Below are 13,267 nucleotides of genomic sequence, written 5' to 3'. Positions count from 1 at the left end.
GATGAATCCGATGGACAAGAACCCCGAGCAGAATCCGCAACCTGCGCCTGATCTGTGGGGACAGGCCGCTCCAGCGGCAGCGGCTGTATCCACAGCGGCAGCGCAGGCGCCCGGCTGGGAGCGCTCCGTGCTGGAGCGCCTGGCCTTTGATACGCTCAAGGAGCAGCGCGCCGCGCGTCGCTGGAAGATCTTCTTTCGACTGGCCTGGCTCATCGCCTTCATTGCGCTGGTCATCTACCTGTTCAGTTCGGAAAGCGCTTCGTCTGCCTCGTCGACCGAGCATACGGCCGTGGTGGAGCTGAAAGGCGAAATCGCGTCTGGCGCAGACGCGAGTGCCGAATACGTGATTGCTGCACTGCGCACCGCATTCGAGGACGATGGCGCCAAGGCTGTGGTGCTGCTGATCAACTCTCCCGGCGGCAGCCCCGTGCAGGCCGGCATGATCAATGACGAGATCGTGCGCCTCAAGGCCCTGCATAAAAAACCCATGTACGCGGTGGTGGAGGAGTCCTGTGCTTCTGCTGCCTATTACATTGCAGCCGCAGCGGACAGCATCTATGTCGACAAGGCCAGCATCGTGGGAAGCATCGGCGTGCTGATGGACGGTTTTGGCTTTACCGGCACCATGGAAAAGTTGGGCGTGGAGCGCCGCCTGCTCACCGCTGGCAGCAACAAGGGCATGCTGGATCCATTCAGCCCCATGAATGACAAACAGAAAGCCTATGCCCAGCAGATGCTGGGGCAGATCCACCAGCAGTTCATCGCTGTGGTGCGCCAGGGGCGTGGCGAGCGCCTGAAGGAGACCGAAGACACCTTCAGCGGCCTGTTCTGGACCGGGCAGGAAGCGGTCAAGCTGGGCCTGGCTGACGGCCTGGGCAGCCTCGATCAGGTGGCGCGCGATGTGGTGGGCGCCGAAGATGTGGTGGACTACACCCGCCGCGAGAACGTGGCCGAGCGCTTTGCCAAGAAGTTTGGCGCTTCAGTGGGCGCGGGGGCTGTCAGTACCATGCGGTCAATGATGCCCAGCCTGCGCTGATCAGGTGATTTGAATGCTAGCTATTTAATAGCTATAAACACAAAGGCGGTGCACGAGCACCGCTTTTTTTATGCCATCTAACCGAGAGGATGCGCAAACCCCTTTGGGAGGGGTAGCGCAGCCTTGTGGTCAGCCAATACTTGATGAACAGCCCGAAAAGCAGGCGTGCGCGCCTGGCATGATCGCCTCAGCGCCCAATCGCAAACACCATGGGGGTGCGGTTGTCCAGTTCGGGGTTCAGCGGCTTCCATTGCTTGACCAGGCGGCTTTGGGTACGAGCACTTTCCAGCGTGAGGCCGCTGGAGATTGACAGGCGGGTGTTGGCCTGCAGGGTCTGCAGCAGGGCGCTCATCAGGGCAGGGTTGCGGTAAGGCGTTTCGATGAAGATCTGTGTCTGTCCTTGCCGCAGCGCCAGTTGCTCCAGCTCGCGCAGCCGGGCGACGCGTTGCGCCCCATCGCTGGGCACATAGCCGACAAAGGCGAAGTTCTGCCCATTGAGTCCGCTGGCAGCCAGAGCCAGCAGCAGAGAGGTGGGGCCTACCAGCGGCACCACTTCAACGCCCGCATCATGCGCGGCACGGACCACCGAGCTGCCTGGGTCTGCTATCGCTGGCATGCCCGCTTCGCTGACCAGGCCGATGTCATGGCCTTGCAAGGCAGCGGCAATCAACATGCTGGCGTCGGCGCCAGAGGCCGTTTGCGGGAGGTGGTCGCCTTTTTTGTGCGCCTCACGCGGCAGCTCCTGTATGGCTTGCTGCTGCAGGGGTGTGGCCAACGGCGCCACGGCGTCCACCCGTTTGAGGAAGGCGCGGCAGCTTTTGGCGTTTTCGCAGACCCAATGGGTAATGCGGGCTGCGGCCTGCACGGTATGGGCGGGCAGCACATCGGTCAGTGGCGCGTCGGTGGTGCAGCCGAAATCAAGCGGGGTAGGGACGAGAAAAAGTCGTCCCTTGCGGGTGTTCTCGCTCATGGCAGGATCACTCCTGCAGCGCGCAACAGGCGGGCGGTGCGGATGAGGGGCAGACCGATCAGCGCCGTCGGGTCGTCGCTCTCGATGGCGTCCAGCAAGGTGATGCCCAGGCCTTCGCTCTTGGCGCTGCCGGCGCAATCGTACGGTTCTTCGGCGCGCAGGTAGCGTTCAATCTCGGCATCGCTCAGGTTGCGGAACACGGTTCGCACCACGGCGGTGTCTGCCTGCGCAAAGCCGGTGGCCTTGCAGACCACGGCGACGGCGGTGTGGAACTGCATGCTCTGGCCACTCATGGCGCGCAGTTGGGCCACTGCCCTGTCATGCACCAGGGGCTTGCCCAGTGGTTGGCCGTTCAGGTCGGCCACCTGGTCGGAGCCGATGACGATGGCTTCGGGAAACTGTGCGGCCACTGCATGGGCCTTGGCCAGGGCCAGGCGCAACGCCAGGGCGGCCGGTGCTTCGCCAGACTGCGGGGTTTCGTCGACATCGGGCGAGGCGGTTTCAAACAGCAGTCGAAAACGAGAGAGCAGCTCGTGCCGGTAGCGGGAGGTGGAGCCCAGAACAAGGGCGCGGGGCGAGTGGGATTCAGACATGCCCAGATTCTCTTACACTGGCGCGCATGACAAAGGAATTTTCAGTCAACCGCCTTGATATCAAGGCTTTTGCACAGCATGAAGCCGAGCTTGACGGCGATCAGCCGATGGGGCAGTTTCCCCGTCTGATGGCTGAGGACCTGCGCGGCGAAGCTGCAACTGACCAGCCCGTGCGCTGGTCGCTGGATGGCGAGTGGCGCGAAGCCGCAGGGGGCCCCGGACATGCCTGGCTGCACCTGCAGGCCGATACCGTGGTGCAAATGCAGTGCCAGCGTTGCCTGCGTCCGGCCGATATCGCCGTGCAGACCGAGCGGTCTTTCCGCTTTGTAAAGGATGAGGCGACCGCCGCCGCCCTGGATGACGAGAGCGAGGAGGATGTGCTGGTGCTGGAGCCGCACTTCAATGCCCATGAGCTGATCGAGGACGAATTGCTGATGGCGCTCCCCATGGTTCCCATGCACGACGAATGCCCGGTGGAGCTGAAACTGGAGTCTGCTACCCAGGATTTCGAGGTGGCGAATACGGAAAAAGCCAATCCTTTTGCTGCTTTGGCATCTCTGCGGCTGGATAAAACCAAACCTTGATGCACGAGGATTGAAGCCTGCCAGCGATCTTTGCTATAATTTGAGGCTTCGCGCGAATCCCCCTCGTGTCTTTAATGGGCTAATCGCGTATTTTTAGGGCATGCGTCTGTTTTACGCAGGCCGTGTCACCAACCCTTTCAAGACTCAGGAGCCATCATGGCTGTTCAACAAAACAAGAAATCTCCTTCCAAGCGCGGCATGCACCGTTCGCACAATGCACTGAACGTGCCTGGTATCGCTGTGGAGCCAACCACCGGCGAAACCCATCTGCGTCACCACATCAGCCCCAACGGCTTCTACCGTGGCCGCCAAGTGCTGAAGAACAAGTCGGAAGCCTAAGCCATAGCTGTACAAAAAGGCCCGCGGCTACCGCATGTGTAGCGCGGGCCTTTTTTATTCTGTTGCAAGATTGCTGCGCACTCCTTAATAGAGTGCGTTGGCGCAACATCAAAGAACTGCAGAGCGAATGATCACACTGGCCGTGGATTGCATGGGTGGTGATGCGGGTCCCCGTGTCACCCTGCCTGCATGCAAGAAGTTTTTGGATGCCCATCCTGATGCCCGCCTGTTGGTGGTGGGTCAGCCCGAGGCATTGCAGTCATTCCAGCACGAGCGTGCAACCCTGGTGCCGGCAAGCGAAGTCGTCACCATGGACGATCCCGTGGAAGTGGCGTTGCGCAAGAAGAAGGACTCTTCCATGCGCGTGGCCATCAGCCAGGTCAAGGAAGGCGCTGCGCAGGCGGCGGTATCTGCGGGCAATACCGGCGCCTTGATGGCGATTGCGCGCTACCTGCTCAAGACGCTGGAGGGCATTGACCGCCCGGCCATCGCCACACAGATTCCCCATGCCAAGGGGGGCGCCACCACGGTGCTGGATCTGGGGGCCAACGTCGATTGCACAGCAGAACATCTGGTGCAGTTTGCCGTCATGGGCTCGGCGCTGGTGAGCGCCCTGCAGGAGAAGGAAAACCCCAGCGTAGGCCTTTTGAACATTGGCGAAGAAGCCATCAAGGGCAGCGAAGTCATCAAGCGCGCCGGCGAGCTGCTGCGTGCGGCCGGGCAGTCGGGTTACCTCAATTTCCAGGGCAATGTCGAAGGCAATGACATCTTCAAGGGCACGGTTGATATCGTGACCTGTGATGGCTTTGTCGGCAACGTTGCGCTCAAGGCGAGCGAGGGCGTGGCCAGCATGATCACCGGGGGCTTGAAGCAGGAGTTCAAGCGCAACCTGCTCACCAAGCTGGCAGCCGTTGTTGCCTATCCTGTGCTTTCGCGCCTGATGAAGCGCATGGACCACCGCCGCTACAATGGGGCTGCGTTACTCGGTTTGCGCGGCCTGGTGTTCAAAAGCCATGGCTCGGCCGATGTGGTGGCCTATGAGCATGCGCTCAACCGCGCTTATGATGCGGCCCGTAACGATTTGCTGGGGCGTGTGCAGACCAAGATCCAGACGGCTGCGCCCTTGCTGATGCCGGCAGACAGCGCCGCTGCTGCCGCAACTGTGACGTCTTCTATCTGAAATCGATGAGCATTTATTCACGCATCACCGGCACTGGCAGCTACCTGCCACCACGCCGCGTCACCAATGATGATCTGGCGGCCGAAATGGCTACGCGCGGTCTGGAAACCTCGGATGAGTGGATAGTCGAGCGTACCGGGATCAAGGCGCGCCATTTTGCCGCCCCGGACGTGACAGCCAGCGATCTGGCCGTGGAAGCCTCGAAAAAGGCACTCGAAGCTGCCAAGCTTGCGGCTGCAGACATCGATCTGATCATTGTGGCCACGTCCACGCCGGACATGGTGTTCCCCTCGACGGCAGCCATTTTGCAGAACAAGCTGGGTATCACCAATGGCTGCCCGGTGTTCGATGTGCAGGCAGTGTGCAGCGGCTTTGTTTACGCCCTGACGGTGGCTGACGCGATGATCAAGGCCGGCACCGCCAGGCGCGCGCTGGTGGTGGGGGCTGAAGTGTTCAGCCGCATCCTTGATTTCAATGACCGTACCACCTGCGTGCTCTTCGGCGATGGCGCCGGCGCTGTGGTGCTGGAGGCATCGAGCGAGCCAGGCATCCTGGCAACCGAGTTGCATGCCGACGGCAGCCACGTCGACATCCTGTGCGTGCCGGGCCATGTCTCGGGTGGCGAGGTGATTGGCTCGCCCATGCTGCGCATGGACGGCCAGGCCGTATTCAAGCTGGCGGTGGGCGTGCTCGACAAGGCGGCCCGCGCCGCATTGGCCAAGGCCGACATGCAAGAAGCTGATATCGACTGGCTGATACCGCACCAGGCCAACCTGCGCATCATGATGAGCACGGCGCGCAAGCTCAAGCTTTCGCCTGAGAAGGTGGTGGTCACGGTTGATCAGCACGGCAACACGTCCGCGGCATCGATTCCGCTGGCGCTTGACCATGCGGTGCGCGCAGGCCAGGTCAAGCCGGGTCACAACGTGATGCTCGAAGGCGTGGGTGGTGGCTTTACCTGGGGTGCGGTACTCCTGAAAATGTAGCTTTAAGCGCTTGGTCTGCTTGGGCTATTGCCGTATATCATTCAAAAATTCAATGAAAATCGAGACATGAATTCTTTTGCGTTCGTATTTCCCGGCCAAGGCTCGCAGGCCGTTGGCATGCTCGACGCCTGGGGCGACCATCCTGCTGTGCGAGAGGCGCTGCAGGAGGCCTCCGATGCGCTGGGTCAAGACATTGGTGCTCTGATTCATGGTGGTCCCAAGGAAACACTGGCGCTGACCGCCAATACCCAGCCTGTGATGCTGGTGGCCGGTGTGGCTGCATGGCGCGTATGGCGTGCAGAAGGCGGCGCGCTGCCCATGGCAGTGGCTGGACATTCGCTGGGTGAATACTCGGCACTGGTTGCTGCTGGCGTGTTGACGCTGGCCCAGGCGGCGCCGCTGGTGCGTCTGCGCGGTGCCGCCATGCAGGAAGCCGTGCCGGTGGGCGCTGGCGCCATGGCTGCCGTACTGGGTCTGGATGCGGAGAAGGTCAAGGCGGCTTGTGCCGAAGTGACTGCCAGGATGGGCGGTACGGAGGTGGTGGAGGCCGTGAACTTCAACGACCCCGGCCAGACCGTGATTGCCGGCTCGAAGGCGGCAGTCGAAGCAGCCAGCGTGACGGTGAAAGAGGCGGGTGCCAAGCGTGCGCTGCCACTGCCGGTATCGGCACCTTTCCATTCGAGCCTGATGAAACCGGCTGCGGAAAAGCTGAAGGCTGCGCTGGCGGGCCTGCAGCTCGCTGCACCGCAGATCCCGGTGCTCAACAATATCGATGTGGCGGTGCAAACGGAGGCCGATGCCATTCGCGACGCGCTGTACCGCCAGGCTTTTGGCCCGGTGCGATGGGTGGAATGCGTGCAGAAGCTGCGCTCCATGGGAGCTACGCATCTGGTAGAGTGCGGCCCCGGCAAGGTGCTGACCGGCATGACCAAGCGCATCGATCCGGATATGGTGGGCGTAGCCCTGTATGACCCTGTTACCCTGCAGGAAACCAAAGAAGCAATTGCATGACTGAAGCAACCCAAACAGCCAAAGTAGCCCTGGTCACAGGTGCATCGCGCGGTATTGGCGCTGCCATTGCGCAAGCATTGGGCGCTGCCGGCTACCAGGTGGTGGGCACGGCTACCACCGAAGACGGCGCTGCCAAGATTTCGCAGGCCCTGTCAGCCTTCCCTGGTTCACGCGGCGTGGCGCTGGATGTGAACAATGGCACGGCCGTCGAGGCGCTGATTGACGAATTGGTCAAGAACCAGGGCGGCCTGCATGTGCTGGTGAACAACGCCGGTATCACGCGCGATACCCTGGCCATGCGCATGAAGGATGAGGATTGGGACGCCGTGCTCGGCACCAACTTGAAGGCAGTCTTCGGAGCGAGCCGCGCTGCGATCCGTCCGATGATGAAGCAGCGTTTTGGCCGTATCATCAGCATTACCAGCGTAGTGGGCGCTTCCGGCAATGCCGGGCAGGCCAATTACGCTGCGGCCAAGGCGGGCGTCGCCGGTATGACGCGTTCGCTGGCCAAGGAGTTGGGCAGCCGCGGCATCACGGTAAACTGCGTGGCGCCTGGTTTTATCGAGACCGACATGACGGCCCAGCTTCCTGAGGATCAGAAGAAAGCGCTGCAATCGCAGATCGCTTTGGGTAAGCTGGGACAGCCGCAAGACATTGCCAACGCTGTGGTCTATCTGGCATCGGATGGTGCCGGTTATGTGACCGGGCAGGAGTTGCATGTCAATGGCGGCATGTACATGTAGGTTTGGCAGAAGTTAAAAGCCGTTTCCTCGCGACGGCAAGTTGCACTCAGGTATTGCTGAAGCAGCTAGAATCGCGGGTTCATTCACAACCCCCAGAGGGAAACCATGAGCGATATCGAAGCACGTGTCAAGAAAATCATTGCCGAACAACTCGGCGTGGAAGAGTCTCAAGTAACAAACGAAAAGGCTTTCGTAGCCGATCTGGGTGCAGACTCGCTGGACACCGTGGAACTGGTGATGGCTTTGGAAGATGAGTTCGAGATCGAGATCCCTGACGAAGACGCAGAAAAGATCACGACGGTGCAGAACGCCATCGACTACGCCAAGAGCCACCAAAAGGCCTAATTGATTGCGCATGCACTTGGCGCCCGACAGGGCGCAAGTGTCTTGCCGCAACTCCGAGAGACCAACAAGAAAGCTGTAACGCATGAGTCGCCGTCGCGTCGTCGTGACTGGTCTGGGTTGCATCAGCCCCGTGGGAAACACGGTTGCTGAAGCCTGGTCCAACATATTGGCTGGCCAGTCCGGCATTGACCTCATTACCAAGTTTGACACCACCGACTTCAGCTGCAAGATTGCAGGCGAGGTCAAAGGGTTCAATCTTGAGTCCTATATGAGTGCCAAGGAAGCACGCACGATGGACACCTTCATCCACTATGGCATTGCCGCTGCACAAGAAGCAGTGACAGATGCCGGTCTGGCCACTGGCCAGGCGCTGGACGAGGAGTTGGCTGCGCGTATCGGTGTGGTGATTGGTTCCGGCATCGGCGGTCTGCCGCTGATTGAGGACACCCACAGCGAATACGAACGCCGTGGCGCCCGCCGAATCACGCCTTTCTTTGTACCTGCCTCCATCATCAACATGGTTGCAGGCCATGTATCGATGCGGTTTGGCTTCAAGGGGCCCAACCTTTCGGTAGTGACGGCTTGCACGACTGGCTTGCACTGCATTGGTGAAGCAGGTCGATTGATCGAGTACGGCGATGCCGACGTCATGATCGCAGGCGGTACCGAATCTACAGTTTCCCCGTTGGGAGTGGGCGGATTTGCCGCAATGCGCGCACTTTCCACTCGCAATGATGACCCCAAGGCGGCGTCGCGCCCCTGGGACAAGGGCCGTGACGGCTTTGTGCTGGGTGAAGGCGCAGGCGTGGTAGTGCTTGAAGAATACGAGCATGCCAAGGCCCGTGGCGCCAAGATCTATGCCGAATTGCTGGGCTACGGCATGAGCGCTGATGCGGGTCACATGACCGCTCCCAATATGGATGGCCCTCGCCGGGCCATGCAGGGCGCGCTGCGCAATGCCGGTGTGAACGCCGATCAGGTGGATTACCTGAATGCGCACGGCACATCGACTCCGCTGGGCGATCTGAACGAAACCAATGCCATCAAGGCGGCAATGGGTGACCATGCCAAGAAGATGGTGATCAGTTCGACCAAGTCGATGACGGGTCACCTGCTGGGTGGCGCAGGCGGCCTGGAAAGCGTGTTCACCGTGATGGCGCTCAAGGATCAGAAGATTCCTCCGACCATCAATCTGGTGGACCAGGACCCAGAGTGCGATCTGGACTATTGCGCCAATACGGCGCGTGATGCCAAGCTGGAAATCGCTGTCAAGAACAACTTTGGCTTTGGCGGTACCAACGGCACCTTGGTATTCAAGCGTGTTTGAGCGCGCCTGAAAACCTGGCCCAAACCCATCATCAGGTCTCCCTTTGGGAGACCTTTTGTTTTGTGCATTGATTTTGCGCGTTTCCAACACCTGCGCTGCGATGTGCACTGGTGGCCTGAAAGCCAGCACAATCGATGCCATGGAGGTAAACGTTCGCCGCCGGTCCCCACATGTTGCGCTGGCAACACCCGTTGCGTATCCGTTGGTTCGTCCCGGCTGGATTCGCTGTGGAGTGCTCGCTGGCCTTCTGGGCGCGGGTGGGCTTGGTGCTGCGTGGCGCCTGGCCTCGGATCCTCTGCAATGGCAGCAGTGGCTGCTGGGCGTCGCGTGGGTGCTGGCTGGTCTGGCTGTTACAAACCTATCCCTCTGGCGCCCCGGAACTTTTTTGCACTGGAATGGCTCCAAGTGGCGCATTTGTCATGGAGGAGCATCACCAGTTGCGGATGGAGAGGAACTGGTGCGGTGCACGGTGGCCATGGATGCCCAGCGCTGGATTCTGCTGCGTGCGACGGTACTGCGGCCATCGACGACCAGGGTTCGATGGCTGCTGATTGCGCAAGCCACTAATCCAGAACATTGGCCGGATATTCGGCGGGTCTTATACTCGTCCATCGTTGCTGACCAACAGAGCGCCCCTGTGGCGTGACGCCTGCAGCTGACCAACCAACAACAAGAGCTGCATGTCTGTAGCGCGAAGAGAACACAACCTATGACGGGAACGCCAATGGCACCAGCCCCAGGCGCGAACGATACCGACCTGCAATTGGTGCAGCGCACCGTTGCAGGTGACCAGAAGGCCTACGGTTTGCTGGTGATGAAGTACCAGCGACGCATCGAACGGCTGATTGCGCGAATGATTCGCGATGTGGATCTGGTGCCGGATCTGGCGCAGGAGACTTTCTTGCGCGCCTACCGTGCGCTGCCGCAATTTCGCGGAGAGGCGCAGTTCTACACCTGGCTTTACCGTATTGCGGTCAATACGGCCAAGAAGGCCATGGTGGAGCTGAACCGCAATCCGGTGATGACAGAGAGTGCATTGCGTGGAAATGATGACGACGATGAAACTTCTGCGCCGACAAGAGAACTAACCAGCGACGAAACCCCGGAGACGGTCATTGCGGCCCAGGAGATCGCCCAGGCGGTCAATGCGGCCATGGATGCCTTGCCTGAAGATTTGCGTCAGGCGATCGTGCTGCGGGAGATAGAAGGCATGTCGTATGAAGACATTGCCGAGACGATGGACTGTCCTATCGGAACGGTGCGCTCGCGCATTTTCCGTGCCCGAGAGGCTATTTCCACCAAGGTAAAACCGATGCTTGAACGCCAGTCTGGCAAGCGTTGGTAGCGATCATTTGAGGACTGGTTGCAAAGGCATGGGCCCGCGAGGAATATGGCTATGAATCTCGAAAACCAAGCACCAAACAGGATGTCGGTGGCTGCTTTGGAGCAGTTGTCTGCATGTATCGATGACGAGCTCGATGACGATGGGCTTGCGCAGTTGCTGGCTGAAATGCCTGAGGCAGATGGCGTGGCCGCGTCGGCCGCAACGTCGCTGCATTCCTACCTGTTGATCGGTGAAGCCATGCGTGGCCCCCTGGCCATGCAGGCCGCACCGATCCATACGGACCCTCAGGCCTTCTGGGCCCGTCTTCAGTGCCAGATCGATCAAGAGGTACCATTGGTTGCGGCATTCAACCAACCCCAGGTGGGTGAAGTGAAAGTGCCTGACCTGGCCAAAGCCCCACGCCCGGTGGCGGTGCAAGAGGCGGCCAACCACTCCGTATTCCGCTGGAAGATGGTGGCAGGGCTTGCTTCCGTGGCGGCGGTGGCCATGGTGGGATGGAATTCCATCTCTCTGCTGTCCTCCGGTCCCGACAAGGGCGGCCAGCAACTGGCGAGTGCAGCACCAGCATCCACCCAGGGGCTGGTGCAGATGCCGGTGACTGTGGGGCAGAATGCCACCATCATGCTGCGTGATCCACGTCTGGACGAGCTGATGGCTGCGCGTGGCCAGATTGGCGGCACTGCCAATCTGCAGATGCCGGCCAGTTTCTTGCGCAATGCCACCTTCAATGCGGAAAAGAAAGCAGGGGGCTGTGCGGACAAACCCTCGCGACTGTGCTGACGGACGGAGCATCTCTCAGTAGGTAGTTCAACCCAGTTAATTCAATCAGCACCTGCCTTGGCAGGTGTTTTTTATTCCCAAAGCGGTTTTCCTCTCTTGAAACCCGTGCTTTATGGCGCATCTGTCAAAGGATGCATCGGAGGAACCTCGCAAAGGTTTGTGTCTCCAATGCTGCATTGCGCTGTGTTCCTGGAGGCAAGCCTTCTGCAGCGCACAGTCATCTTTGTGAGGAGTGATATGTCTATCAAGCGTTGGAAACCTTTCCAGGTCAGTGCATTGGCGGCCATTCTGTCGATCAGCAGTGCGGTGATGCTGCCGGTGGCAGCGCAGGCGCAGACCACCGCGCCGGTCGTGCGTGGACTGCCGGATTTCACTGATCTTGTGGATCAGGTAGGTCCGTCGGTGGTCAATATTCGAACGATGGAAAAAGTTTCCAGCCGAAATGCGCAAAGCGGCATGGACCCGGAGATGCTGGAGTTCTTCAAGCGCTTTGGTTTGCCGGTGCCAAGCATCCCCCGGCAGCAACGTCCGCAAAAACCCGATAGCGACGAAGAGCAGCCCAGTGGCCTGGGTTCTGGTTTCATCCTGACCTCGGATGGCTATGTGATGACCAACGCCCATGTGGTTGAAGGCGCCGATGATGTGATCGTGACCCTGACCGACAAGCGGGAGTTCAAGGCCAAGATCATTGGTGCGGACAAGCGCACCGACGTGGCTGTGGTCAAGATCGAAGCTACGGGCTTGCCTGCGGTCAAGATCGGCGATGTGAACCGTCTGCGCGTAGGCGAGTGGGTCATGGCAATCGGCTCGCCTTTTGGCCTGGAAAACTCGGTCACTGCCGGCATCGTGTCTGCCAAGCAGCGGGATACGGGTGACTACCTCCCCTTTATCCAGACCGATGTTGCCATCAACCCTGGCAACTCAGGTGGTCCGCTGCTGAACATGCGTGGCGAAGTAGTCGGTATCAACAGCCAGATCTATTCCCGCTCGGGCGGCTTCATGGGGATTTCCTTTTCCATCCCGATTGATGAAGCGGTGCGCGTGAGCGACCAATTGCGAGCAACGGGACGTGTCGTGCGTGGCAAGATCGGTGTGCAGATTTCGACTGTCAACAAGGATGTGGCGGAGTCCATTGGCCTGGGCAAGGCGCAGGGTGCGCTGGTCACTGGCGTGGAGAGCGGATCGCCTGCCGAAAAGGCGGGGGTGGAAGCGGGTGATGTGATCACCAAGTTCGATGGCAAGCCGCTGGAGAAATTGGCGGATCTGCCGCGTTGGGTTGGCAATACCAAGCCCGGCTCCAAGAGCACGGTGACCGTATTCCGACGTGGCAAGACCCTGGACCTGCCCATCACCATTGTGGAGATTCCGTCGGAAACCGCGGCAAAGACGGGTGCAGGCAAGGAGCCTGAAAAAGCCAAGCCTTCCACTGCCGCGCAGCAATTGGGCCTGGTGGTCAGCGATCTGACCGATGCCCAGCGCAAGACTTTGAACCTCAAGGGGGGTGTTCAGATTGTTTCTGCAGACGAGGCCGCTGCCCGAGCCGGTCTGAAGCAAGGCGATGTCATCCTGGGAATCGCGAACACGGAGATCGCTGATGTCAAACAGTTTGATGCGGCTGTGGCCAAGGCGGATAAATCCAAGCCTGTGAATGTCTTGTTCCGCCGGGGCGAATGGACCCAGTATGTACTGATCCGCCCGCTGAAGTAGGGCGAAGACTAAGGTGGGGCGGGCGTGTGGCCCGTCTCTCCGGCAAAGCCGATGGCGGATGTCATCGGCTTTTTTTTGCGGCCAAAAATGTATAGCAGAGACTGACGGGAATACGAAAAAGCCTCAGAACATTGCTGTTCTGAGGCTTGTCGTTTGGTGCGGCTGGCAGGAATCGAACCCACGACCCCTTGGTTCGTAGCCAAGTACTCTATCCAGCTGAGCTACAGCCGCTAAGCTGCGTATTGTAGCATGTAATTTCTTCAATGTTTTGGTAATCGATGCCAAATGGAACAAAAGGCGGCGAGGCTGCCATGTGAAAAA

General features: G+C 59.9%; 15 protein-coding genes and 1 tRNA gene. 12 read left to right on the top strand and 4 right to left on the bottom strand.

Annotated features, from left to right (window positions below; genetic code table 11):
- Position 1: 1 nt before the first annotated feature.
- The gene (locus tag LAD35_RS16195; protein WP_184707602.1) at positions 2-1,036 is read left to right on the top strand and encodes a S49 family peptidase; all 1,035 of its coding nucleotides are present in this window, start codon (positions 2-4) and stop codon (positions 1,034-1,036) included.
- A 187-nt stretch (positions 1,037-1,223) separates the two neighbouring features.
- Here the strand turns inward: LAD35_RS16195 and LAD35_RS16190 are convergent, their stop codons facing one another.
- Both LAD35_RS16190 and LAD35_RS16185 read right to left on the bottom strand, forming a co-directional pair.
- On the bottom strand, positions 1,224-2,006 hold the full coding sequence (locus tag LAD35_RS16190; RefSeq protein ID WP_224150014.1) for an SAM-dependent methyltransferase: 783 nt from the start codon (positions 2,004-2,006) through the stop codon (positions 1,224-1,226).
- The gene (locus LAD35_RS16185) at positions 2,003-2,599 is read right to left on the bottom strand and encodes a Maf family nucleotide pyrophosphatase (RefSeq protein WP_224150013.1); all 597 of its coding nucleotides are present in this window, start codon (positions 2,597-2,599) and stop codon (positions 2,003-2,005) included. Before LAD35_RS16185 ends, LAD35_RS16190 begins: the two co-directional genes overlap by 4 nt.
- A gap of 26 nt (positions 2,600-2,625) precedes the next feature.
- Here LAD35_RS16185 and LAD35_RS16180 point away from each other — a divergent pair, with 26 nt between their 5' ends.
- The 8 genes from LAD35_RS16180 (at position 2,626) to fabF (ending at position 9,114) form a co-directional block, all read left to right on the top strand.
- Entirely contained in the window at positions 2,626-3,183 is a 558-nt protein-coding gene (locus LAD35_RS16180) for a YceD family protein (RefSeq protein WP_224150012.1), read from the top strand.
- 156 nt (positions 3,184-3,339) lie between these two features.
- The gene (rpmF, locus tag LAD35_RS16175) at positions 3,340-3,522 is read left to right on the top strand and encodes a 50S ribosomal protein L32 (protein WP_005794249.1); all 183 of its coding nucleotides are present in this window, start codon (positions 3,340-3,342) and stop codon (positions 3,520-3,522) included.
- Positions 3,523-3,649: 127 nt separating this feature from the next.
- Complete coding sequence (gene plsX / locus LAD35_RS16170) at positions 3,650-4,702, top strand: phosphate acyltransferase PlsX (RefSeq protein WP_224150011.1); 1,053 nt, start codon at positions 3,650-3,652, stop codon at positions 4,700-4,702.
- A 5-nt stretch (positions 4,703-4,707) separates the two neighbouring features.
- Positions 4,708-5,688 carry a beta-ketoacyl-ACP synthase III gene (locus tag LAD35_RS16165; protein ID WP_224150010.1) on the top strand — a complete coding sequence of 327 codons (981 nt, stop codon included), beginning with the start codon at positions 4,708-4,710 and terminating at the stop codon, positions 5,686-5,688.
- Between the two features lie 66 nt (positions 5,689-5,754).
- Positions 5,755-6,699: an ACP S-malonyltransferase gene (fabD, locus tag LAD35_RS16160; RefSeq protein ID WP_224150009.1), complete on the top strand. Its 945-nt coding sequence runs from the start codon at positions 5,755-5,757 to the stop codon at positions 6,697-6,699.
- Positions 6,696-7,442 carry a 3-oxoacyl-ACP reductase FabG gene (fabG, locus tag LAD35_RS16155; protein ID WP_224150008.1) on the top strand — a complete coding sequence of 249 codons (747 nt, stop codon included), beginning with the start codon at positions 6,696-6,698 and terminating at the stop codon, positions 7,440-7,442. The genes fabD and fabG overlap by 4 nt, the downstream gene beginning before the upstream one ends.
- 105 nt (positions 7,443-7,547) lie before the next feature.
- Positions 7,548-7,787 carry an acyl carrier protein gene (acpP, locus tag LAD35_RS16150; RefSeq protein ID WP_184707587.1) on the top strand — a complete coding sequence of 80 codons (240 nt, stop codon included), beginning with the start codon at positions 7,548-7,550 and terminating at the stop codon, positions 7,785-7,787.
- 82 nt (positions 7,788-7,869) lie between these two features.
- The gene (gene fabF / locus LAD35_RS16145; protein WP_224150007.1) at positions 7,870-9,114 is read left to right on the top strand and encodes a beta-ketoacyl-ACP synthase II; all 1,245 of its coding nucleotides are present in this window, start codon (positions 7,870-7,872) and stop codon (positions 9,112-9,114) included.
- Between the two features lie 430 nt (positions 9,115-9,544).
- On the opposite strand, the gene LAD35_RS22325 is transcribed toward fabF, so the two are convergent.
- A complete protein-coding gene (locus tag LAD35_RS22325) occupies positions 9,545-9,673 on the bottom strand; it encodes a hypothetical protein (RefSeq protein WP_263434661.1) in 129 nt (42 codons plus the stop codon).
- Positions 9,674-9,823: 150 nt separating this feature from the next.
- Between LAD35_RS22325 and rpoE the strand changes: the two genes are divergently transcribed.
- The 3 genes from rpoE (at position 9,824) to LAD35_RS16130 (ending at position 12,946) form a co-directional block, all read left to right on the top strand.
- Positions 9,824-10,459, top strand: a complete 636-nt coding sequence (gene rpoE, locus LAD35_RS16140; RefSeq protein WP_224150006.1) for an RNA polymerase sigma factor RpoE — start codon at positions 9,824-9,826, stop codon at positions 10,457-10,459.
- Positions 10,460-10,510: 51 nt separating this feature from the next.
- On the top strand, positions 10,511-11,239 hold the full coding sequence (locus LAD35_RS16135) for a sigma-E factor negative regulatory protein (RefSeq protein ID WP_224150005.1): 729 nt from the start codon (positions 10,511-10,513) through the stop codon (positions 11,237-11,239).
- A gap of 309 nt (positions 11,240-11,548) precedes the next feature.
- Complete coding sequence (locus tag LAD35_RS16130; protein ID WP_224152745.1) at positions 11,549-12,946, top strand: DegQ family serine endoprotease; 1,398 nt, start codon at positions 11,549-11,551, stop codon at positions 12,944-12,946.
- A 154-nt stretch (positions 12,947-13,100) separates the two neighbouring features.
- Here the strand turns inward: LAD35_RS16130 and LAD35_RS16125 are convergent.
- Positions 13,101-13,177, bottom strand: a tRNA-Arg gene (locus LAD35_RS16125).
- Positions 13,178-13,267 lie beyond the last annotated feature (90 nt).

The sequence above is a fragment of the Comamonas odontotermitis genome (assembly GCF_020080045.1).
Classification (GTDB): Bacteria; Pseudomonadota; Gammaproteobacteria; order Burkholderiales; family Burkholderiaceae_C; genus Comamonas; species Comamonas odontotermitis.
This window is presented reverse-complemented; position numbering and strand designations above follow the sequence as displayed.